We start from the raw sequence: 22,138 nt of genomic DNA on the forward strand, positions 1-22,138 counted from the left end.
GGGCGAAAAACAGGGCGCCTCGCGGCGCCCTGTTGCTTCTCGCTCGGCGCTTCAGCCGCCGTGCTTGACGTGGTCCATCGGGTCGATCAGTTCGCCGCGCAGCAGGTAGAGCGGCGCCTTGTGGTACAGCCAGATGTCGTGGAAGGGGTCGGTGATGATCTTGGTGGCCCAGGTCAGGCCGGTCATCAGGCTTTGCTGCTGCCAGAGTTGCAGCACGCGGAACAGCAGGCCGGCCACGCCCAGCGACAGCCAGGAGATGCCGACGTCATGCAGGAAGCCGCGGAAGTCGGTGGCGGGCTCGATCAGGCCGAACACCGAGGGCTGCAGCCAGAGCAGGGCCGGCAGTGCCACCCAGACAGCCAGCAGCACGATCTTGCGGCGGATGTTGTAGCCGATCTTGATTTCTTCCTTGTGCTCGTCGGTGGCCTGGTTGACCTCGTCGTAGCCGCGCGGCTCGAAGAAGAAGTGACCGGCCTGGCGGCTGGTCATGGAGACGGTCCAGGCCAGCAGGGCGGCCATGGCGGGGTCAACGAAGAGCAGGCCGTAGGAAATGACAAAGCAGATCGCGCTGAGCAGATGCAGGCTCTGGTTGATGCGGCTGTGGTGGTAGTAGCGGTGGTCGTCCCAGCGCTGCACGCGCAGCTCGGCTGCGATGTTCTTGAAGATGTTGTGGCGCACGCGTCACCTCGGTTGTGTGAGGGTGAAAGAAAGGAACCGGCGAAGGGAAAGGCAAAACAACGGAGCGAGCGCAGCCCGGTTCGGCCTGCGTGACGCGATGGTGACGCCGCTGCATGAAAACTGCGTGACCATCGCGGCCCGGCGTTTTCGCCGTGCGGTGGCCGGACTTGTCACGGAACTGTGATGTGGCCTAGGCAAGATGCGGCCATGGAACCCACACCCAGCGCGGACAGCATCGTTGTCGACAACTACCCCGCTGCCCAGCGGTCCCTGCGGATTGCGGTGGTCACCGAGACCTACCCGCCCGAGGTCAATGGGGTGGCGATGACCTTGGCGCGCATCGTCGAGGGCTTGCACCGCCGCAATCACGATGTGCAGCTGATTCGCCCGCGCCAGGACGCCAGCGACGCGGCCGAGCGCACGGTGCGTTTCCACGAGGTGCTGATGCGCGGCCTGCCGATCCCGCGCTACCCCAATCTGCGCATGGGCGTGCCGTCCAAGAAAGCGCTGGTGCAGCTCTGGTCGGTGCACCGGCCCGATGTGGTGCACATCGCTACCGAGGGCGCCTTGGGCTGGTCGGCCCTGCAGGCTGCCGTGCACCTGAAGTTGCCGGTCAGCTCCGACTTCCGCACCAATTTCCATGCCTACAGCCGGCACTACGGCATTGGTTGGCTCTACAAGCCCATCATGGCCTACCTGCGTAAATTCCATAACCGCACCCAGTGCACCATGGTGCCGACCGAGGCGCTCAAGCGCGACCTCGAGGCCGGTGGCTTCAAGCAGCTGACGGTGGTGTCGCGCGGTGTCGACATCCAGCAGTTCTCGCCCAGCCGGCGCAGTGCCGCGTTGCGTGCCGAGTGGGGCGTGGCCGAGGATGACTTGGTCGTGGTCTATGTCGGCCGCATCGCGCCCGAGAAGAATCTGGCCACCTTGACGGCGGCATTTGAAGCCGTGCTGCAGGTGCAGCCGCGGGCGCGCCTGGTGGTGGTGGGCAGTGGCCCGCAGCAGGCGGAATTGCAGGCGCGCTGGCCGCAGGCCATCTTCGCCGGCCAGCGCAAGGGCGAGGACCTGGCCGCGCATTACGCTTCCGGCGACCTCTTCCTCTTCCCCAGCCTCACCGAAACCTTCGGCAACGTCACCACCGAGGCCATGGCCAGCGGCCTGCCGGTGCTGGCTTTTGACTACGCGGCCGCCGCTCAGCTGATTCGCAATGGCGAGAACGGCGTGCTCGCGCCCATGGACGATACGGCCGCCTTTGTGCGCGCCGCCACGCATCTGGCCGGCCAGCCCGCGCTGCGCCGCCAGATGGGCGCCGCCGCTGCCCTGACTGCGTCCGAGCTGGACTGGTCCACCATCGTTGCCCGCTTCGAAGGCGTGCTCGACACCGTGATGCTGCGTGCGGCCCAGCCGGTGAGCCTGAGCCCGGGCCTGGTCGGCAAGACCAAGCGTCCGGCGGTTTGATCGGGCCTTGACCGGCGCGTCCTGCTCAGAGCAGGGCGCTGTCTGGCAGGTTCTGCGCGTCCTGTTCTTTCGCCTGCGCGGCCCGGTGCCGCCTAGCATCGCGCCGCCAGAGCAGGGCCATGGTCGCCGCGATGCTGAGGCCGAAGCCGCTCATCACCATGATGATGGGCAGGTCCAGCCGCAGCAGCACGGCGTACAGAGCCAGCATGCCCAGCACGCTGGCGTTCTCGTTGAAGCCTTGCACGGCGATCGAGCGGCCGGCCGTCAGCAGGCAAAAGCCGCGGTGCTGCAGCAGCGCGTTCAAGGGCACCACCAACAAGCCACCGACCACACCGACCAGCACCAGCAAGGGCAGGGCCCAGGGCAAGCCCGGTGCCAGCGCCACGGCCGGCACCAGCAGGCCCAGCAGCACGCCGAAGCCCAGCATCTTGCGGGCCGCGCGCAGCGGCACCCAGCGCCCGGCCGCGGCGGCGCCACCCACCACGCCCACGGCCACGGCCGCCTGCAAATAGGCCGCCTGGTTCAGCGGCAGCTGCAGCGCATCGGCCGCCCAGCGCAGCACGGCGAACTGCAAGGTGGCGCCAAAGCCCCAGAAGATGGTGGTCACCGCCAGCGAGAGCCCGCCCTCGGCATCGCGCCAGAGCTTCATATTCGCCGCGTTGAAGTCGCGCAGCAGCGGCATCAGCTTCAAGGTGCAGGCCGGGTAGCGCGCGCCGCTGTCCGGCACACCCAGGTTCAGCCAGCTGGCGCTGCCGTAGACCAGCATCAGCGCGAGGATGGACAGGCTCAGGCCGCTGGCATTCGCCAAGCCCAGAAATTCCAAACCCTCACGTGCAGCGGCATACAGGCCCGAGCCCAGCAACCAGGGGCTGACCAAGAGCCCACCCAGTACCGTGCCCAGCAGGGCCGCGCCCACCACCGACACCTCCACCCAGCCATTGGCCTGCACCAGGCCCTGTGCCGGCACCAGCTCGGTGACCAGGCCGTACTTGGCCGGCGCGTAGGCGGCCGCGCCAAAGCCGATCAAGGTGAAGGCTGCCATCGGATGCACGCCGGCCAGCAAGCCCAGCACGCCGACCATCTTCACGCCATTCATCCAGGCCATCAGCCGCGCCTTGGGCACCGCATCTGCCAGCGGCCCCACAAAAGGCGCCAGCAGCACATAGGACAGCGTGAAGCCGAACTTCAAGAGCGGCGCCCACCAGCTCGGAAAGCCCTGTTCGACCAGCAAGGCGATGGTGACGATGAGCAAGGCGTTGTCGGCCAGGGCCGAGGCGAACTGGGCCGCGATCAGCCGGTGAAAGCCAGGGGGCATGGGGCGGGCTCGCTGCGCTGTCGCGGGCGATGAGAAGAAAGACGGCAGCGTGACAGGGGGGTGTGAAACAGGCGTGACAGGCAGGCCTGCTCCAGCCTCAAGTACCCTGCGTCACCAAGCCCTGCGATGCCGCCCAGGCCGCCACGTCGTCGCGCCGGATCGCGGCGGCCATCAGGCCGGGGAAGGCGTCCGGTGTGCAGGCAAAGGAAGGTACACCCAGCGCGGCCAGCTTGGCAGCCAGGCCGCGGTCGTAGGCGGGCGCGCCTTCGTCGCTGAGGGCCAGCAAGGTGATGAACTGCACCCCGGCCTCGACCAGCTCGGCCGCGCGGCGCAGCAGGCCTTCTTCAACCCCGCCCTCGTACAGGTCCGAGATCAGCACCAGGATGGTGTTGCGCGGTTCGCGGATGATGGACTGGCAGTAGCCGACCGCGCCGTTGATATCGGTGCCGCCGCCCAGCTGCACGCCGAACAGCACATCGACCGGATCGTCCAGCTGCTCGCTGAGATCGACCACGGCGGTGTCGAACACCACCAGTTTTGTCGCCACCGCCGGCAGCGAGGCCAGCACCGCGCCGAAGATGCTGGAGTAGACGACCGAATGGGCCATCGAGCCGCTCTGGTCGATGCACAGCATCACCTCGCGCTGCGGCCGTCGCGCCTTGCGGCCATAGCCGAGCAGGGTCTGCGGCACCACGGTGCGGTACTCGGGCTGCCAGTGGCGCAGGTTGGCGCGTATGGTGCGGTGCCAGTCGATTTCGGCATGGCGCGGCCGGCGATTGCGCTGGCTGCGATCCAGTGCGCCGCTGACGGCCGATCGCATCGGTTCCTCCAGACGCTGCATCAAGGCCTCCACCACCTGGCGCACCACCCGCCGCGCGGTCTCCTTGGTGCCGGCCGGAATCACCGAGGCCAGGGCCAGCAGGCTGGCCACCAGATGCACATCGGGCTGCAGGGTGTTGAGCATCTCGGGCTGCAGCAGCATGTCACGCAGCTTCAGTCGCTCCAGCGCGTCGCGCTGCATCACCTGCACCACCGAGCCGGGGAAGTACTTGCGGATGTCACCCAGCCAGCGCGCCACCTGCGGGTTGGAGCCGCCGCGCCCGCCCGGGCGCCGGGCCAGGCCGCCGGGGCCTTCGGGCTCGTAGAGGGCGGCCAGGGCCTGGTCCATCTCGGCCAGCGGGCCGTCCAGAGCGCCGCAGCTGGCTTGGGCTTCTCCCCCTAACACCAGTCGCCAGCGGCGCAGCCGTGTCGTGTGGTCGCTCATGCGCTGATCCCCAGCAGTTGACGCAGCAGAGGCAGGGCCAGTTCGGCGCGTGCCGGGTCCCAGCTCGGAGCCGCTGCTTCAGCGTTTGCTTGCCCGCTGCCGCCTTGGGCCGCGCGCTCGCCCAGCTCGCGCCGTTCGCTGGCGCCGAAGCTGGAGAAGCTGCGCCGCACCAGGGGCAAGACCGCCTGAAAGTGCGCCTCGCTGAGCCCGGCCAGCCAGGCGTCCACCAGGCCCCAGACGGTGCGGTCATGCAGCAGCACCAGGGCGTTGCGGTTCAGGAATCCGTCCAGCCAGGCGGCGGCGCGGGCCGGCTCGCTGCCGCTGGACAGGTGCAGGGACAGGCCGGTGGCGACCTGCTCGGCCTCCCAGACCCCGGCATCCAGCAGCAGGCGCGTGGCCAGGCCTTGCAGCAGCTCATGGGCGCCTTGCTGCCGGGCCACCTGGGCCAGCGCGCGCTGCCAGGCCTCGGTCTGCACCTCACTCTGGCGCAGCGCCACCGCGCCGTGGGCGGCCAGCAGTGCCTCGCGCAGGGCCTCGGCGGCGCTCTCGTCGAGCGCGCCGCAGGCCAGCGGCAGGGCCAGGGCGGCGCGCAGGATCAGGCCGTCCAGCACCTGGCTGACCAGGGCGGCATCGGTGCCGCGCACATTGCCGTAGCGGAACACCTGGGCCAGGGGCGCCAGTGCGCCCAGGAGCTGGCCGGCATCGCCGCTCAGCGCGGCACGGTCTTGCAGCGCCCGTGTGGCCGCGGCCACGGCCTCGGGCAGATCGGCCAGCAGGGCGGCGTCCACCAGGCCCGCCAGCTCCGCCAGCTGGGCGGCCTCGGCGCAGCGCTGGGCCACGCGGGCGCTGGCGGCCCCTGCCAGGGTCTGGCCCCAGGGGCTGGCCTCGATCAGGCGCAAGGCAAACTCGGGCTGCCACTGCAGGGTCCAGACCTCGTGGAAACTGCCGCGCGCGCTGCGGCCCAGTCGGGCCAGCCGGCCCCAGGGCAGGTCCAGCAGGGTGAGGCGGTGCAGCAGCTGGCTGCGCGCCAGGTCATTGGCCTGGCGCAGATCCAGGTCCAGGGTCTTTTCCAGGGCCTCGGGCTTGAGGCGCAGCGTCTTCTGCGCCTGAGCCAGCTCGCGCTGCAGCGGCACGGTGGGCACGTCGGCCGGCACGCTGCCCAGGCGGTCGCCCACCACCAGGGCGTCGGCAATGAAGCGGAGCTGGCTCTCGTCACCCAGGGTCAGCACCGCGCGGCAGGCCTCGTCCAGCTCGGCCAGGCCGGGGGACGGGCGTTCTCGCAGCGCGGCCAGGCTTTCGGCCAGGCGGGTGGCCTCGATCAGGTGGGCGCTGGAGCAGTCCAGATCGCGTTCGCGCAGCAGCCGCGCCACCCGCGCCAACCAGCCCACCGCGCGCGGCCGGTGGCTGGGGTCCTGGGCACAGTGCCACAGATGTTCATACCAGCCCGGTGCGGCAATGCCGGCACCGTAGCCGCTGGCACGGCTCAATCGCTGGTAGGTCCAGGGCACCCAGGTGGACTGGACCTTGAGCTTGGGCGCGTCCTTGAGCCCGTCCTTGAGCAGGGCCTGGTCGGCCTTGGCCGTGGTCTTGGCCCGCAGCGCCGGCAGGTGCCAGGCGCCGCAAACCACGGCGATGCGGGTGAAGCCGTCCTTCTGAGCCTGGCGCAGGCCCTGGCGCATCTGCGCCTCGCGCAGGGCTTCGCGCTGCGCCTCACGGGGGGCAGCGCCGCCGTGCGCAGGGGCCTCGGCGCGCAGTGCGGTCATGGCCTCCTCGATGGCCGCAAACAGGGCCTCGCCATCGCCGCGCTCTTCCACCATATGGTTCCACCAGGCCTCGCCATCGGCATAGCCGGCCGCCTGGGCCAGCCAGCCCAGCGGGTCGGCGCTGCGGCCGTGCTCGGGCTCTCTGTCGGGCGCTGCGTCAGGGGCCTCGTCAGCGGCGGCGGCCTTCTGCAGGGCCAGCTCCTGGGCCAGGGGCAGGTCGATGAAGCGGGCCGGCACGCCGGCGCCCAAGGCCCAGCGCAGGGCTTGCCACTCGGGCGAGAACTCGGCGAAGGGGTGGTAGACGGCCAGCCGGGGCTCATCCGGGCAGTAGCTCAAGAGGGCCACCGGCGGCTGCATCTGCTCGTGCAGCAGGGCCGGCAGCAGGGCCTCGCCTTCGGGCGGGCCCTCGACCAGCAGGCAGTCGGGCTGCAGGGCTTGCAGCGCCTGCAAGAGGCTGTGCGCGCTGCCGGGGCCGTGGTGGCGGATGCCAAAGAAATGCATGAGGCGCCTTTTGACCGTCTCAGCCTTGCAGATCGCGGCAGGCGCGGTACAGGTCCTTCCAGTCGCTGCGCTCCTTGACGACGGTCTCCAGATATTCGTTCCAGACCAGCTGGTCCTGCACCGGGTCCTTGACCACGGCGCCGATCAGGCCGGCGGCCAGATCATGCGGGCGCAGCACACCGTCACCGAAGTGGCCGGCCAGGGCCAGGCCGCTGTTGATCACCGAGATTGCCTCGGCGCTGCTGAGCGTGGCGCTGGGGGACTTGAGCTGGGTCTTGCCGTCCTCGGTCTTGCCATTGCGCAGCTCGCGGAAGATCTGCACCAGGCGCCGCACCTCCTTGAGCGCCGGCGGCTCGGCCGGCAGCTGCAGAGAGCGGCCCATCTCGGCCACCCGCTTGACGACGATGGCCACCTCCTCGTCCTCGCTGGCCGGCACCGGCAGCACCACGGTGTTGAAGCGCCGCTTCAGCGCCGAGGACAGCTCGTTGACGCCCTTGTCCCGGTTGTTGGCGGTGGCGATCACGCTGAAGCCGCGCACCGCCTGCACCTCGCTGCCCAGCTCGGGGATGGGCAGGGTCTTCTCGGACAAGACGGTGATCAGGCTGTCCTGCACATCGGCGGGGATGCGGGTCAGCTCTTCGACGCGCGCGATCTTGCCGTGGCGCATGGCCTGCATCAGCGGGCTGGGCACCAGGGCCGCCTGCGAAGGGCCGTGGGCCAGCAGCTGCGCATAGTTCCAGCCATAGCGCAGCTGCTCTTCGCTGGTGCCGGCCGTGCCCTGGATCAGCAGGGTGGAGTCGCCGCTGATGGCGGCGGCCAGATGCTCGGAGACCCAGCTCTTGGCCGTGCCGGGCACGCCATAGAGCAGCAGCGCGCGGTCGGTGGCCAGCGTGGCCACGGCCACCTCCATCAGGCGCGCACTGCCGATGTATTTGGGGCTGATCTCGAAGCCGTTGTCCAGCGTGCCGCCCATCAGATAGCGCAGCACGGCCCAGGGCGAAAGCGCCCAGTTCTCGGGGCGCTGGCGCGTGTCCTGGCGGCTCAGCTCGGCCAGCTCTTCGGCGAACTGCGTCTCGGCATGCTGGCGCAGCACGGGGGTGGTGGGTGCGTTCATGAGGATGTCGGTGTGGCGGAGGAAGAAGAATGAAAAAGGGCCCGGCGCAGTTGCAGCAGCCGCTCCCAGCTGGCCAGCAGATCGCTCAAGCCGCCGGCCTCGTCCGCGCTGCGTGGCCAGGCCGGCAGCAGGTCCAGCGAGCGGGGGTGGAGCAGGCACAAGATCTCGCTCAGGTGAAAGCGCAGCGAAGCGTCGTGCGTCAGCGCACCGGCGGTGATGCTGTGTGCCAGCTGGGTGGCCAACGCCTGTGACAGCGCCGGGCTCAGCACCCGCCCGGGGGCCGAGTTGGCCCGCAAGTCCTGCATGGCCGGGATCAAGGCTGCCGCTCCCTGCGCGCCGAGTCGGCGCAGCCAGTGGCGTTCGCGCAGCTCCGCCGGCAGTGCGCGCATCAGTAGATGGTCGCTCACATGCAAAAGCTCTTGAGGCCAGCGCGCCAGCAAGGCATCACACCAGGCCGCCTCGGGCGCGGCCAGCAAGGCCTCGTGCCACCCGCGCAGCAGGGCCTCCTGCCAGTCGGTGCCGGCTGCCCAGGTCAGCAGGGCCGGCGGCTCCATGGTCAGCTGCTCGGTCCACCAGCGCAGCGGGATCTGGCCGACCAGCTGGCAGAGCCACCAGCCCCGCTCGCCCAGCGTGTCGTGGCGCGGCCGCTCGGCCAGGTCGCCGGCCCAGGCGGGATCGGCCTGGGCCGGCGCATCGACCAGCCAGCGATCCGCGCCCAGCATGCGGCGCTGCTTCGTCAGCAGGCGCGCGACGCAGGCCTGCGCTCGATGCGCCCGCGCGCTGTCCGGCAGGCCCCGCAACATGGCCTGGGCCCGCTGGCGCACCTCGCGGCTGCGGTCGGCGCACAGCCTCTCCAGCAGGGCTTCATCCTCCGGCCCCAGGCCGGTGGCCAGGGCGCCGAGCAAGTCGGCGCGCTCCTTGGCCGGCAGCGAGGGCAGGGCCTGTTCCAGCTCGGCCCGAGCGGCCGCTGGGTCGCGCTGACGCAGGCGCTGCAGCCAGGCGCAGCGCTGGGCCAGGCTGCCCTCGCTCCACTGGCTGGGGTCGTCGGCATCGGCGCCGGCCACACCGGCCGCCCAGGCCCAGTCTGCGTGCTGGGCCGCCAGCCACAGGCCGCGTGCACCCAGCACCGGCAGCAGCGGCGCACGCAGCGCCAAAGAGCGCCGGCCGGCCTCCAGTGCCTGGGGCAGCAGACCATGCGGCAGGCGCAGGCCCAGGTCGGCCAGGCGCAGCAAGGCCTCGTGCTGCAGCTGGGCCGGGCCTTCTTGCAAGACCCAGGCCAGGCCCTCGTTCAGCGGGCCGGGCGGCGGCGCCGGCACGCGTTCGGCAGGCGCGGCCTCCGGCAAGCCCAGCGCAGGCTCAAGCCCGCGTGCCCCGGCCAGGCCGCAGGCCGCCAGCACGGCGGCGCTGCGCAGCGCTCCGAGGGCGGGGTCGGCGGCCGCCTGCTGGGCCTGTTGAATCAGTGCGCCGATCGCGCCCGGCCAGGCGGCGCCATCCGGCAGGGCGTGGCGCTGCGTGCCCACCATGGCGGCGGGCAGCAAGGGTGCCCAGGCACTGCTGTTGCTGCTCTTGTTGTTGCCCTTGCTCATGACGCGGCTCCGAGCAGCCAGAGTGGGGCGGGCTCCGCAGGGCTCCAGACGCTCAGCGGGCGCAGCGTGCGGCCATCCCACTCGCCCATCAGGCCCAGCGCTGCCCCACCCTGCAGGGCCAGCAACTGCCATGCCTGGGTGTCGGGAATGCTGGCAGGCAAGACCTGACCCTCGCAGGCGATCTGCCATTGCGTGCCCGCGCGCAGCAGCACGGCCTTGCTCAACACCATAGGCTGCAAAGCCTGCCAGGGGCTGGCGGCCACGCGCTCGGCCAGGGCCTGCCACTCCTGCGCCAGCTCGGTGGCAGGCCAGCGAGCCGCGCCGTCTTGCACCGGGCTGTCGGTGCACAGCGCCCGCAGTCCGGCGCTGCCGGGATAAAACGCCAGGACGGCGCGCTGCCGGCTGCCCACCAGCCAGGCCTGCTCAAAACCGCGGCCGGCGAAGGCATGGTCCAGCAGCAGGGCGCGCCGACCCGTGGACTCGCCGTGCAGCCAGACGCGCCGTTCCGTCAGCCGGTCCTCACGCTCCTCGCTGAAGGACGCCAGCACGCTCCAGGCATCGTCGACGCGCTCGCCGCCGGCCAGAACATCGACTCGCTCCAGCGGCCAACCGAGCAGCTGGCGCAGCTCCGCCTGGGTGGCAGGGGCCAGGTCTTGCCGTCGCGCCAGCGCCTCGCAAGCCAGCTGCAGCAGACCGAGGCGTGCCAGCGTGCGCTCGGGCCAGTCGGCACCCTGGTGCACACCGGCGGCGGCTTCGCGCAGGCGCTGGGCCAGGCCGGGCGCCTGCGCATCGACCAGACGGGCCGCCATGGACTGCCAGGTCTTCAGGCCTTGCGCATTCAGAGCCCCCAGGCCCTGGTTCAGCTGGTCGGCCAGCCAGCGCTGCAGGTCCTGGCCAGCCAGAGTGATTCGTTCCCAGCGCTGCGTCTCGCGCTGGGCGGCGGCTTCGGGGTTCGATGGGGCCGCTGGCGCCGACGATGCCGCTCGGCTCTCCTGTTTCTGCGCCTTCTCGGCGCGGGCGTCGAGCCATTCGCTGACCCAGGCCGGCGGCTCGCTGTTCGCCTGGAACAGTGCCGCCTGCTGCACATGCAGCATCAGCAGGGCCAGGCCATGCTTGCAGGGGAATTTGCGGCTGGGGCAGCTGCAGCGGAAGGCGGGGCCGGACAGATCGACCTGGGTCTGGTAGGGCTTGGCGCCACTGCCCTTGCACTCGCCCCAGAGCGCGCGCGGGCTGGCGCCCAGCAGCGGCCAGCCGCCTGGCGCCTGCAGGCCCCGCGCGGCCTTGATCGAGGACTCGTCCGGTGCGAGGGCCAGAACCCCCTCCATGCTCAGCGTCATGCTGGGCCACTCCCTGATTGCTTGCTCTCTTGGTTTGCTGTCGCCCAAGTGTTGTGGGCGCAGTCTACGGCATGCGGCGCACGGCTCTTGCTTGGTACGAATCAGACAGACCGGGCCTGCTGAACGCTTTGGCGATATTTGCCTTGTGACGTAGGAGCAGCTCGGCAATTAACAAGTTCGGAACCCAGCAAATCCACGCCAAAACGGGGTACGCATCAAAGAACTTGATCCCCAAAACGACGCTGATACCAAGATAGAGTCTCAAGGTAACTCCTGCCAAGGTGACTGCATAGCTTCGTGTCATCCAGTTCTCATGGGCTTTGACGTCGCCATTGCGAATCAGCTGGTAGGCCTTGAATGTGGTGGCCAGCCAAAATATAGCCATCAAGCCAAACCCTGTTTGCACATAGGGGCCGCCAATGGAATTGATGGCCAAAACAAGGCCGGCAGCGCCGCTGAACAATATGGCTCCAACGTAAAAACGACCGAGCAAGCGGTGCAGTGACAGGTGCTTGCTTCTCAGCGAGGCGCTGAACTGAAAGGCTCCGGCGACTATTGCAATGGCGCCGCCTATGAAATGTATTGATGTGAGGCCGGGGAATTTTGAAAATAGGTTTTGAATGAAGGGTGGCCTGATGCTTGGCGCGGCAAGCAGCCCGATGGCATAAAGCGCCACAAGAACTGCAGACAGTGTCATCAAACTCCACAGGATTCTCTTGCTCATAGGTTTTCCTTGATGCCTAACGCGAAAACTAGTAGATGGTCGCCTAGTAAATGAAACGGTGCGCAGCCGAATCGCGGCCGATGCCAGTGAGTCGTCGGATTGGTTTTGTCAAAATAGTTCGCAATCTGCTGGGGGCGCGCAGATTCAGGTGAATTCCATTTTCTGAATGAAATTCAATGGCCTGCCTTTGAACACCCGCCCTGGGCCGTCGATGGCGGCGGCTGCACTGACTGACATTCGCCGCCTGCCCTGACAGCGCTCACATCGCCTTGAACAGATGCACATAGGCGCGACTCACGGGCAGCTCGCGCTCATGGCCGCGCATCTTCAGCAAGAGCCTGGCGTTGTCATCACGACGGGTGGACAGCAGGTGGTCCACATTGATCAGGGTGCCGCGATGCACTTGCCAGAAGCGCTGCGGGTCCAACTGGCTGGCCAGCTCCAGGATGGAGCTGCGGATCAGGTACTCGTGCGCTGCCGTGCGAACCAGGGTGTATTTCTCGTCGGATTGCAGGTAGAGGATGTCCTCGACCGGGATGATGTGAGTGCTGCTGCCATGGCTGGCTCGCAGATGGCGCAGCATCGGTTGAGCGCTTGTGGCGCTGGGCATCAGCTGAGCCAGCACCTTGGCCAGCTGGGCAGCATCTTGCAAAGGCGGGGTCGGTGCGGCATGCGTCGCATCAACAAGGGATGGCTGCCCGGGACGATTCGCCAAGGCGCGGCGCAAGCGGTCCACCGTCAGCTGCAGCCGCTCTGTCTGCACCGGCTTGAGCACATAGTCCACAGCCTCGTGCTCAAAGGCACTGAGCGCATGCGCGTCATAGGCCGTCACGAACACGACGCGGGTCGCACCTTCAATGCCTTGTGCCACCTCAAGGCCGGTCAGCCCAGGCATCTGGATGTCCAAGAAGGCGATGTCCGGCTGCAGCCGTCCGATCTGCTCGGCCGCCGCGCGGCCATGAAGGGCTGTGGCCACGATCTCCAGTTCAGGCCAGAGCTCGTGCAGGCGGTCTTGCAGCACGCGCAGCAGATGGGGTTCGTCGTCGGCCAGTAGGGCGCGGGGGCGGGGCATGGGGGCGGTGCTCATCGGCTTCAGCTTGATATCGGGAGTCGTCAAATGGCAGGCGTCGCTTGTGGGTGCAGACGCGGCAAGGTCAGGCGCACGCGGGTGCCTTGTTCGTTCGCGCCTGTTTGCAATTGCAAGCTGGCCTCGGGTCCATAGGCGGCACACAGTCGCTCGCGGATGTTCTTCAGAGCCACGCCGTTGCCACGTCGGGGGCGCTGCTGCGCAGCGGCCAGGCCGATGCCGTCGTCATCGATCTCAATGCACAGACCCTGGCCGTCCATGCGGGCGCGCAGGGCGAGCTGGCCACCCTCAATCTGCGGTTCCAAGCCGTGGTGAATGGCGTTTTCGATCAAGGGCTGCAAGAGCAGCGGTGGAATGCGGGCAGCACGCAGCTCATCGGGGATGTCCAGCTGCCAACGCAAGCGCGCGCCCATGCGGCACTGCATAACGGTCAGATAGCTCTGCACCAACTCCAGTTCCTCGCCCAGGCTCACGTCTTGGGCGCGCATCTGCTGCAGGCTGGCGCGCAGGTAGACGGTGAAGGCATCCAGCATGCGCTTGGCCAGGTTCGGCTCATAGTCGATCAGCCCCTGCACATTGGCCAGGGTGTTGAAAAGAAAGTGCGGTTCGATCTGGGCCTGCAGAAGGCGCAGCTGGGCCTCGGTCATCTGCTGGCGAACCTTGTGCGCCTGCAACTGGGCCCGCAGCCGCCACCAACTCAGGCCGGCCAGCAGGGTGCCGCTGGCTAGAAAAGTGACCAGCGGCCCGAAGCTGGGCAGTCGAGGTCGGGCCAGGCTGCCCGTGTCCACCGATCGCATCAGGACATCCATCGTGATCAGTCCCAGCACGCTGCACAGGGCCGGCACGCCGATATAGGCCAGCCAGCGCCGACGCCCCACCCCCTCACGCCATTGCGAGAGTTGCTCAGCCGGGACGGCCCAGCTCAAAGCGCTGAAGCTGCCCTGCAAGATCAGCATGATGATGATGCCCGTCAGCATCGACCAAGCCAGATTGGGCGACCACCAGGCCATGCGCAGCAGATTGCCGCTGAACAGGGCAGCCAGAAGGACAATCGCCGCGCCCACGCTGGCACCGGTGAGGGCGATCAAGGCCCAGTGGGCGTACCAGGGCAGGCGGCGTGGTGCGCCGATGTACCAGAGGTCATCAAAAGCGGTGCTGATCGCGCGCCGCCAGGTCTTGCTCAGTGGGTTCATGCGCGGCAGTTTAGGGGGGCGGTCTTGATGGACTGGCCGGCCTGCGACCAGCGGTTTCAGACCGGCACGAATCGACGAGCCAGCGCCTCGAACGCATGCCCGCCCGCGGTGCTGTTTGCACCACACCCATGCTGCCAAGAAGCTTCCCTAGACGGCCACGGTCTAGACCAAACCAACGTTCAACATCTGCCTCCAGTTTGCTGACACCGCCTTGTGTGGGTCATGGCGCAAAACGTTCAGATCGAAGCGAGGGCTTGCCTCGAACGGCCGAAGGCGACCCCAACCGGTGTGGCTCGGGCTGACTTGAGCATCAGGCTCGTCCGTGAGAGCTTTGGCGACGCCTCTTCTCACATCAAAGCTCGGACTGGGCCATGGCAAACAAGCAAGAACGGCTTCCGTCCGTACGGATGAACCGAGAAACGCCAGGGCTCAGTCAGCTCAGCCTTCTGGCGTTTGATCGGCCCCTCAGCCTTGCTGCTTTTCGCGACGACGCCAGGCCAAGATGCCGACCAAGCCCAGTGAAGCGAGCAGGGCGCTCGAAGGTTCGGGCACGGCAGCGGCCAGGCCCAGATACTGATAGCCGCTGTCGGAGTGGAAGCTGCCGCCGGGGCTGATTTGCAGGCCCAGGTAGTCCGAATGCGAGGCGTCGCTGCTCAGATCGCAGTTGGCCAGGTGGAAGCAGCGCACGCCGTTGTAGGCGGTGTAGCTCAGGCGGATGTCGGTCTGCGTGGGCAGCAGCAGCGACAGCGTGAGCTGGCCGGTGTAGCGGCCGTTGTCTTCATCGCCATTGGTGTAGATGCCGTTGGGGCCGCCGAGGGCCACCTCGCGGAACAGGTCTTTGGAGAGGACCTCTTGCTGGGTGATGAACTGCTGGGTTTCCGGCGGGCAGTACATGCCGTCGCTGCCGAGGTCGGTGCAGGTGGCGCCGGGGTCGTAGCTGGGGTTGGCGATCTCGTAGCTCAAGCTCAGGTTGCGGAAGGAGCTGGCTTGCATGAAGTGCGACAGGCCGCCCACGCGTGCAAAGGCTTCAAAGCCCAGGCCGGCAAACACGGTGTCGTAGTTCAGCGTCCAGGTGACGGCCACGGTGCTGCCCGAGCCTTCAAAGCGCAGCAGGTCGTTCACATCGAGCCGGCTGTAGGTTTCGGCGATATTGGTCTGCTCGGTGAAGCCGCTCATCTTGACCTGAGCGATGGACTTGAACATGCCCGTGCTGGGGTCGGCCCAGGCATTGACGCTTGCGCTCACGCCGCCTGCTGCGGCCGTGACCGGGCCTTGGCTGCTGAAGTTGCCCGAGCTGACGGCATCGGGGAAGTTGTAGACGAACTGCTGGGTCGCCTGGTTTTCGGCGCTGCTGCCGAAGGCCAGGGTGGCACCGGCTTGCGCGTTCAGCGCGGCGCCGCAGAGCAGGGCGGCGAGGCCCAGTTGGGTTCGAGTCTTGGGCTGGGTCAGGATCTTGCGCACGGAAGCCTTTGTTCACGAGGTTTGAATTGGATTCCGGGCTTGTACCGAGCCTGCGCCGATCTGGCACTCCCCGGGCCGCGGGGTGTTGAAAGTCAATTGCGGCCCCAAGCCTCGCTGGGGCCGCTGGTCCTGGGACTTTCAGCCCTCTGGGGTCAGGTCTTGTCCTCCGGGCAATGCAGGCGCGGCGCAACACTTTGTGCGGTGTCCGCCGCCACCTGGCGCAGCTGGCTTTGCACCGTACTGTCGAGGCTGCTGAGCTTTGGCAGCGTGGGCAGGCTCAGCGGTGAAGCCCCGGTGATGGTGGTGTAGAGCATCAAGGCGGCCAGGTGGGTGCCGGCCATGGCTGAGTGATTGCCGTCCCTGGCGTGCAGGGTCAGGGCCGGGTGGCGCGTCAAGGACAGGTCCCAGGCCTGGCCGATGGGCGCCACGCAGGCCGCTTGCTTGCGCGCGATGGAGACATGCAAGTCGTAGATGCGTGCGGTTTCGTTGACACCGCGTCGCGGCCATTCGGGGAACAGCACTGGCAGGGCCTGGACCTTGCGCACCTCCTGGACCCATTCCTCGGCGGCGGTGGTGCTGTAGTGGTAAGCACCGCTGCTGCTGTACTTCTGGGCCTGCAGCACCACAGCCAGCCATGGGCGGCTGCGCAGCAAGGCCCGGCTCATCGGGTCGGCCAGGCGCTCGTCGAGAAAAAGCCAGTTCGGCGCCTCCACCACCGCCACCGTTCGGCCGGGAAATCGGGCCTCCAGCATGGCCTCCAGCTGCCGGGGCAATGCGTTGGCCGAGGTGTGGCTGTTGCCCATCATCAACACGGCCACTTCGGCCGAGGGCACGACCACGTCTGGAGGCTTGCCGACCTCGGCGCCGGCCTCAGGGTTGAGGGGGCTGCCGCCGCATGCGCTCAGCATCAGGGTCGCGGCCACGGCCAACCTGGGTGTGAGCTTGGGCTTCATGGCTGGTAACGGTAGAGGGCCACCGACTCGCTGCCGACGGCATCGGACGCCTGCCCAAATCCGCCCATCACATAGATGGCATTGCCCACCACCACGGCACCCAGGCCATGGCTGCGGTAGGGCATGGCGGGCAGTGTGGTCCAGGCTTGGCTCTGCGGGTCGTAGCGTTCCACGGCATTGCTGACCTGGCCGGGTGTGGACTCGCCGCCCAAGGCGTAGAGACGGCCGCCGAGCGCCACGACCGCGAGGCTGCCGCGCGCCGTGGGCATGGCTGGTGCCGCCGCCCACTGCCCACTGGCCGGCGTGTACACCTCCAAGCTGGAGAGGCTTTGCTGATCGTTGGCGCGAATCCCGGGTGTGCGACCACCCAGGACATAGAGCTGGCCATCTACGACCGCAGCGCCAGCGGCATTGCGCGCCGTGCTGATGGGAGCGGCGCTGCTCCACGACTGGCTGCTTGGGTCAAACACCATGTGGCTGGCCACCGAGGCGCTGGCGGTGTTGCTGTAGTTCCAACCACCGACGAGGTGCAGACGGCCCTCCAGCACGGCGGCAGCCGAGGCGAAACTGATGCGCGGCAGGCTGGGCCCGGCGCGCCATTGGGCAGTCGCGGGCTCGTAAACCTGGAGGGCGGTGCGGGCCTCGCCGCCGATGGCGTACAGGCGCTCGGCGCTGGCCAGGGCGGCGACGTTGTCGGTGCCACGCGGCAGCGGCGTGCCGCTGGCCCAGCGGTCGCTGGCGATGTCATAGACCATCACGGCACGCCGGGTGTCGTAGCCACCCAGCACATAGATCTTGCCGCCCAGTGCGGCCACGCCGAACTTGGCCACTGCTGCGGGCATGTCGGCCAGGCGCGACCAGCCGGCGGGGAGCTCGGGCGCAGGCGCGGGAGCTCGGGTGGGTGCTGGTGCGGACACCTCGGCCACGGCGCTGCTGCTGCCGCCCCCGCAGGCACTGACCAGGCCCAAGAGCAAGACGCTCGATGTGACCGTTCTTCTTTTCATGGCGTCTCCTGAATATGCGCATCGCCGTGATGCGCTTTCAGTAGGCCCCGAGCCGGGCCCGGATCGCAAGACGGCAGCGCTCCAAGCGCGATCCAAAGCGCATCCAAAAGATATTTATCCTTGCGTGACAGGCACTTGGCCCTGCCCTCGGATCAGCGCAGCTGCATCAGATCGGCCACGGCGGTGTTGGAAACTTCCACCAAAGCAGTGCCGTCGGCGGCCAGCGTGAAGCTGGCCAGCTCCGGAAACGTGCCCAGGGCATGCACGCTCAAAGACTGCTGGCGACCGCTGCGCAGCTCGATCACACGGAAGCGTTCGCGGCTGCCGCGGCTCAGCACCACCAGACCTTGGGGCCCCAGTCGCCAGTCCACCAGGCTTTCGCCAGGCAGCAGAGGCGCGAGCTCGCGCTCCTGGCCGTCGCTGCTGCGCAGGCGCAGCGTGCTGCCGTGGCGCGGCTGGTAGACCAGGCTCTGGCCATCTGCCGTCCATTGCACGGCCCGACCCGGCGGCATGTGCGTGGGCACGGCGACCGGCGCCTGGCTGCCATCGGCGGCAAAGCGCCAGAGTTGCCAGGCCCCGCCGCGGTCGCTGCTGACCCAGACCTCCTGGCTGTCGGCGCGCCAGCTTGGGCGGCCGTAGTTGGCGGCGTCGGCGGCCAGCACTTGAAGGCTCGCGTCAGCGGGTTTGAGCACACACAGGCCGAAGCGTTTGCCGGGGCCGCAGCTGCCCAGAAAGGCCAGGCGCTCGCCATCGGCAGACCAGGCCGGCGTGGCCACCTGGCTGTCCAACTGGGTCAGACGGCGGGCCGCGCTGGTCTGGCCATCGGCGAGCCAGAGCTCGGGCTGTCCGGAACGGTTGGAGACGAAGGCGATCCGGGTGCCCCGGATGTCCGGCGCGCGGTCATTGGCCACCGAGCTGATGCGGCGTTCGGGCTGTGCCTGCTGGCCCCAAGCGAGGCTGGCGATGCTGACGTGGTTGCGCAGCAAGGCGTAGACGAGGCTGCCGTCGGCATTGCGCTTGGGCGCGCTGCCGTCCAGGCCCAAAGGCTGGGCCGAGGCGCTGGCGCGATCCCAGCGCAAAAGTACCCGGGTGTCCTGACGGGTGCTTGAGAAGATCAGGTCGCGGCCTGTGGCGGCGTAAGTCAGACCGTGCAGCGAGTAGAGCTTCAGCTGGCTCAGGCGCTCCAGCCTGCCGTCTAGCGTGATCTCGTACACATCGCGGCTGCCGTCTGCGGGGTCTTGGCGAGCAAAGGCGAGGGCTTGGCTGTCGGGCGACCAGGCGGGCTGATGGTCAGCCATGGCGGCAGGGGGCGAGGCGCTGAGGCGACGCAGGCCGCTGCCGTCGGGCGCAATCAAGAACAGCCCGGCCACGCCGTCGGCCGTGGCGCTGAAGGCGATCCACTTTCCGTCGGGCGACCAGTCGATCGTGGGCGTGAACATGGGCAGGCATGGGGCGAGCTCCTGGTGGCGGCCCGCTTTCAAGTGGTACAGCCAGAGCTTGCACTGCCCGCCTTCGCGTGTGGCCACATAAGCCAAGGCCTGCCCATCGGGCGACCAGGCCAGCCCGTTGACCTCCTCACCCTCCGCACTGATGAGCTGAGGCGTGGCGTTCAAGTCGGCAGCAGGGCGCAGGTACAGCTGGCCCACGCCCTGGCCCTGCCACCAGGCAAAGGCCAGCTGCTGGCCATCGGGCGAGAGCTGGCCCAGGTATTCCTGACCTGGCGTCTGTGTCAGCGGCGTCGGACGGGCCAAAGCGGCTGTGCCGGGCCCTGTGGATGCGGGCGAGGGCAAGGGGCGTGAACCAGGCTCGGCTCTTTGAAGCAGCAGCCAGGCCACAGCCATGCCGAGCCCGGTGATGAGCAAGAGCATGGCCAGTTGGCGCTTGCGTGCAGGGCGCGCCGCTGCCGGCGAGTCTCTCCGGGCTGGGGCTTCGGCCGGTGGAGGCTGCGCGGTGGCTTCGTCGCGGGCGGGAGCAGGGAGGGCGGCCACCGGGGCGATCAGGCGATAACCCTTCTTTGCTACGGTTTCGAGATAGCGCGGTGCATCGGGGTCGTCACCCAGGGCCTGACGTATGGCCCAGATGGCCGTGTTGATGGCCTTGGGCGCGACGAAGCGATTGCCATCCCAGATGCTGTCGATGATCTCGTCGCGGCTGACCGTTTCGCCAGCATGGCGGGCCAGCAACACCAGCAGGGCCATGGCCTTGTGGCGCAGCGGCCGCGATTCTTCGCCACGGAGCAGGCGGTTGCCCGGGGCATCGACGATCCAGTCGCCCAGGCTGAAACGCTCGCGCTCCGGATTCAGCATGGGCGGCGCTCAGCTCGGCTCGCGGCCCGGGCCTGCGAACCTGGCTGATTTCGGGGTGGAGCGCTCATCATGAGCCTGGATGCAGCGGGTGTGAGGGGCGAAAAGTCCATGGAATCCGGCGGCATTATGGCGCTCGGTTCCGGCTCGACCCTGGCCTCTGGAAGGCCCCGCGCTCAGAGGCCTGTGCGTGGGGTCTCACTCATGTGCGTCACCGCCCGCTTCTTGAACCATCGGGGCCGAGGGCGGCGAGACCGAGGCGCAAGAAAATGGACCTGCGGCATCCCATCAGCTGCGACCTTGCGCAAGGCCATCGGTTCGCCAAGGCGCTGCCAGCGCTGGACTTCGAGCCGTTGTTTTTGCAGCCAGCGTCGACTCGGCAGCGTGGCCTGTCAGGCACGCTGGTTTTGCTTGCCCATGCGCAGACTGGCCTTACGTGGGCTCAGGCAGCCTCCAAGCGGCGAGCACGTTTGCGTTTGTGCGCACCCCAGGCCGTGTGGCCGAGCCAGAACAGCAGCAAGGCCAGGATCAACAGCGCCGGCATATTCAACAAGCCGGACTGCTGCACCGCCTTCGGGAAAACTTGGGGCTGACCCAGGAACAGCGAGTTGGCGGCGATGAACAAGGCGACGGTCATGCGCCAGAGATGGCGCGCCAGGCGGGTGGCGCCCGTGACGCCACGCTGGATGATCAGGCGCAGATCGCCCACCGCGGCCAGGCTGCCGATGATCACGAACATGACGAACGCCGCGCTCGGCTGGCCGTCCAGCATGCCGCGCGGGTTTTGCATGGCAAGCCAGAGGAAGTAGGCGCCTGCGCCGGTGATGCTCAGCGATGTCAGCAACAGGCCGTGGTCGAACTTGCCAAGTTCGCCGGGCTTGCGCTTGACGGCCATCCAGGAACTCAAGACCAGATAGAAGGTCAAGACGCCGGCAATCACCGAGGCGCGCTCGGGCGTCGGCAAGAAGGGCGCCACGCAGGCGCCGATGCCGGACATGATCAGCATCGACACGACAAAAATCTTGCCGATCCGGCGGTGCAGCGGCGTGCCCTTGCGGAACACAAAGGCGGCTGCACCGGACAAGATGCCGACGCTGCCGGCGCCGATATGCAGATACAAAACCGCGGCAGCGGCGGCATGAACGAGAGGGGAACTCTCGGGGCTGATGTAGAGGGTCGCCATTTTCAATAACTCCGAAATTCAGTGAACAGGGCCTGCTGTTCTTGTTTTGTTCACTTCGGCTGACGTTCGAAGAAGGCCCAGATCATGGCCGGGCCGTTGGGCGCCATTGGGGACGGGCCCAGCAGTCGGGGGCGCTTGGCGTAGGGTTGTGGCAGGCCGTGTCCGCCGCCATGAATGCTCACCAGTTCCACCTCGGTCTTGCCATCGCGGCTGCCATTGCTGGCCGGGCCCCAGCGGTTCTGCTCGACACGAACACCGGCGGCGACGAGCTTCTCACTGGTGTGGGGCGCGCCGCCCAAGTGGGCCCAATCGGCGAAGTACTGCGCTGACGCGCGCGATGAAATGATGGGGCCGCCCTTGTAGAACAGGCCCAGCAGATTGATCTCACCGCCGGCATAGGGCACCAGCGGGTCCTCCGTGCCGTTCATGATCATCACCGAGGTGGACTTTTGCGCCGCCGGCTGGCATTGGAAGTTCTCAGCGGCCGGCACATTGGCGACCACGGCGGCCACCGCCTTGTAGCGGCCTGGTTGCTCCAGTGCCAGGCGCATCGCCATCGAGCCGCCATTGGAAACGCCGGCCGCAAACACGCGCGCAGGGTCGAGCGCCAGCTCGTTGACCAATTTGTCGACCAGGGCGGCCAGGAAGCCCACATCGTCGCCGCGAACGCCGTTCAACTCCTTGTCACCGATGCGGCTGCAGTCGTTCCAGTCGGACGCGTAGGCCTTGGGATAGACGACGGCAAAGCCATGCTGGTCGGCCAGGCGCTCGAACGCGTAGCCGGTGCCTATCCGAATGCGTTGTGGGCCTTCGCCCGATCCGTGCATCACCAAGACCAGCGGCGCGCCTTTGGGCAGGTTCTTGGGCACATAGGTCCGGTAGTTGCGTGTCACGCCGGCCACTTCAATCGTCCCTTTGCTCAAGGTGCCAGACAGCTGCGGCAGTTCGGGATCCGGCGTGTAGAGGAAGTAGGCGAACAGGCCGACCAGCACGGCCAGCAGCGCAGTCAGGGCCAAGAAGCCTCGCAGCAGGAAACGCAAAACTCTCTTCATGACAAGGCTTTCTTTGGAGTAACGGGGCCGACTGTGCCTGTAGGGCAGGGCCGCAGCCAAGCCATGCCGGATCGGCGGCGCCCTTGCAGGGACGAGCGACGCCCCGTCGCGACCAGTGGCGCCGGCGGCTACCGATCGGCCGGCCGCGCCATTCATCCC

At 68.0% G+C, this 22,138-nt stretch carries 17 protein-coding genes; 1 reads left to right on the forward strand and 16 read right to left on the reverse strand.

The features are described from left to right. Window positions 1-51 precede the first annotated feature (51 nt). The gene (locus ACQY39_RS07650; RefSeq protein ID WP_428504953.1) at window positions 52-678 is read right to left on the reverse strand and encodes a hypothetical protein; all 627 of its coding nucleotides are present in this window, start codon (window positions 676-678) and stop codon (window positions 52-54) included. Window positions 679-885: 207 nt separating this feature from the next. Between ACQY39_RS07650 and ACQY39_RS07655 the strand changes: the two genes are divergently transcribed. Next, a complete protein-coding gene (locus ACQY39_RS07655; RefSeq protein ID WP_428504955.1) occupies window positions 886-2,139 on the forward strand; it encodes a glycosyltransferase family 4 protein in 1,254 nt (417 codons plus the stop codon). 25 nt (window positions 2,140-2,164) lie between these two features. On the opposite strand, the gene lplT is transcribed toward ACQY39_RS07655, so the two are convergent. From lplT to ACQY39_RS07730, 15 genes are all read right to left on the reverse strand, one after another. Continuing rightward, complete coding sequence (gene lplT / locus ACQY39_RS07660) at window positions 2,165-3,454, reverse strand: lysophospholipid transporter LplT (RefSeq protein WP_428504957.1); 1,290 nt, start codon at window positions 3,452-3,454, stop codon at window positions 2,165-2,167. Between the two features lie 97 nt (window positions 3,455-3,551). Next, window positions 3,552-4,718: a VWA domain-containing protein gene (locus ACQY39_RS07665; RefSeq protein ID WP_428504959.1), complete on the reverse strand. Its 1,167-nt coding sequence runs from the start codon at window positions 4,716-4,718 to the stop codon at window positions 3,552-3,554. After that, window positions 4,715-6,982, reverse strand: a complete 2,268-nt coding sequence (locus ACQY39_RS07670) for a DUF5682 family protein (RefSeq protein WP_428504961.1) — start codon at window positions 6,980-6,982, stop codon at window positions 4,715-4,717. Before ACQY39_RS07670 ends, ACQY39_RS07665 begins: the two co-directional genes overlap by 4 nt. 19 nt (window positions 6,983-7,001) lie before the next feature. Further along, complete coding sequence (locus ACQY39_RS07675; RefSeq protein WP_428504963.1) at window positions 7,002-8,096, reverse strand: ATP-binding protein; 1,095 nt, start codon at window positions 8,094-8,096, stop codon at window positions 7,002-7,004. Then, window positions 8,093-9,682: a DUF5691 domain-containing protein gene (locus ACQY39_RS07680; protein WP_428504965.1), complete on the reverse strand. Its 1,590-nt coding sequence runs from the start codon at window positions 9,680-9,682 to the stop codon at window positions 8,093-8,095. The genes ACQY39_RS07675 and ACQY39_RS07680 overlap by 4 nt, the downstream gene beginning before the upstream one ends. After that, window positions 9,679-11,019 carry an SWIM zinc finger family protein gene (locus ACQY39_RS07685; RefSeq protein WP_428504967.1) on the reverse strand — a complete coding sequence of 447 codons (1,341 nt, stop codon included), beginning with the start codon at window positions 11,017-11,019 and terminating at the stop codon, window positions 9,679-9,681. Before ACQY39_RS07685 ends, ACQY39_RS07680 begins: the two co-directional genes overlap by 4 nt. 64 nt (window positions 11,020-11,083) lie before the next feature. Beyond that, on the reverse strand, window positions 11,084-11,743 hold the full coding sequence (locus ACQY39_RS07690) for a DUF2306 domain-containing protein (RefSeq protein ID WP_428504969.1): 660 nt from the start codon (window positions 11,741-11,743) through the stop codon (window positions 11,084-11,086). 259 nt (window positions 11,744-12,002) lie between these two features. Then, window positions 12,003-12,815, reverse strand: coding sequence for a LytR/AlgR family response regulator transcription factor (locus ACQY39_RS07695; protein ID WP_428504971.1), 813 nt, complete (start codon window positions 12,813-12,815; stop codon window positions 12,003-12,005). A 41-nt stretch (window positions 12,816-12,856) separates the two neighbouring features. After that, complete coding sequence (locus ACQY39_RS07700) at window positions 12,857-14,023, reverse strand: sensor histidine kinase (RefSeq protein ID WP_428504973.1); 1,167 nt, start codon at window positions 14,021-14,023, stop codon at window positions 12,857-12,859. A 465-nt stretch (window positions 14,024-14,488) separates the two neighbouring features. Then, complete coding sequence (locus tag ACQY39_RS07705) at window positions 14,489-15,484, reverse strand: PEP-CTERM sorting domain-containing protein (RefSeq protein ID WP_428504975.1); 996 nt, start codon at window positions 15,482-15,484, stop codon at window positions 14,489-14,491. A 152-nt stretch (window positions 15,485-15,636) separates the two neighbouring features. After that, complete coding sequence (locus ACQY39_RS07710) at window positions 15,637-16,437, reverse strand: hypothetical protein (RefSeq protein ID WP_428504977.1); 801 nt, start codon at window positions 16,435-16,437, stop codon at window positions 15,637-15,639. Further along, entirely contained in the window at window positions 16,434-17,441 is a 1,008-nt protein-coding gene (locus ACQY39_RS07715) for a Kelch repeat-containing protein (protein ID WP_428504979.1), read from the reverse strand. The genes ACQY39_RS07710 and ACQY39_RS07715 overlap by 4 nt, the downstream gene beginning before the upstream one ends. Window positions 17,442-17,593: 152 nt before the next feature. Next, window positions 17,594-19,747: a winged helix-turn-helix domain-containing protein gene (locus ACQY39_RS07720; RefSeq protein WP_428504981.1), complete on the reverse strand. Its 2,154-nt coding sequence runs from the start codon at window positions 19,745-19,747 to the stop codon at window positions 17,594-17,596. A gap of 439 nt (window positions 19,748-20,186) precedes the next feature. Then, a complete protein-coding gene (locus tag ACQY39_RS07725; protein ID WP_428504983.1) occupies window positions 20,187-20,927 on the reverse strand; it encodes a hypothetical protein in 741 nt (246 codons plus the stop codon). Between the two features lie 50 nt (window positions 20,928-20,977). Further along, entirely contained in the window at window positions 20,978-21,979 is a 1,002-nt protein-coding gene (locus ACQY39_RS07730; RefSeq protein ID WP_428504985.1) for an extracellular catalytic domain type 1 short-chain-length polyhydroxyalkanoate depolymerase, read from the reverse strand. Window positions 21,980-22,138: the final 159 nt, after the last annotated feature.

The sequence above is a fragment of the Roseateles sp. genome, assembly GCF_965262435.1.
Classification (GTDB): domain Bacteria; phylum Pseudomonadota; class Gammaproteobacteria; order Burkholderiales; family Burkholderiaceae_C; genus Paucibacter_A.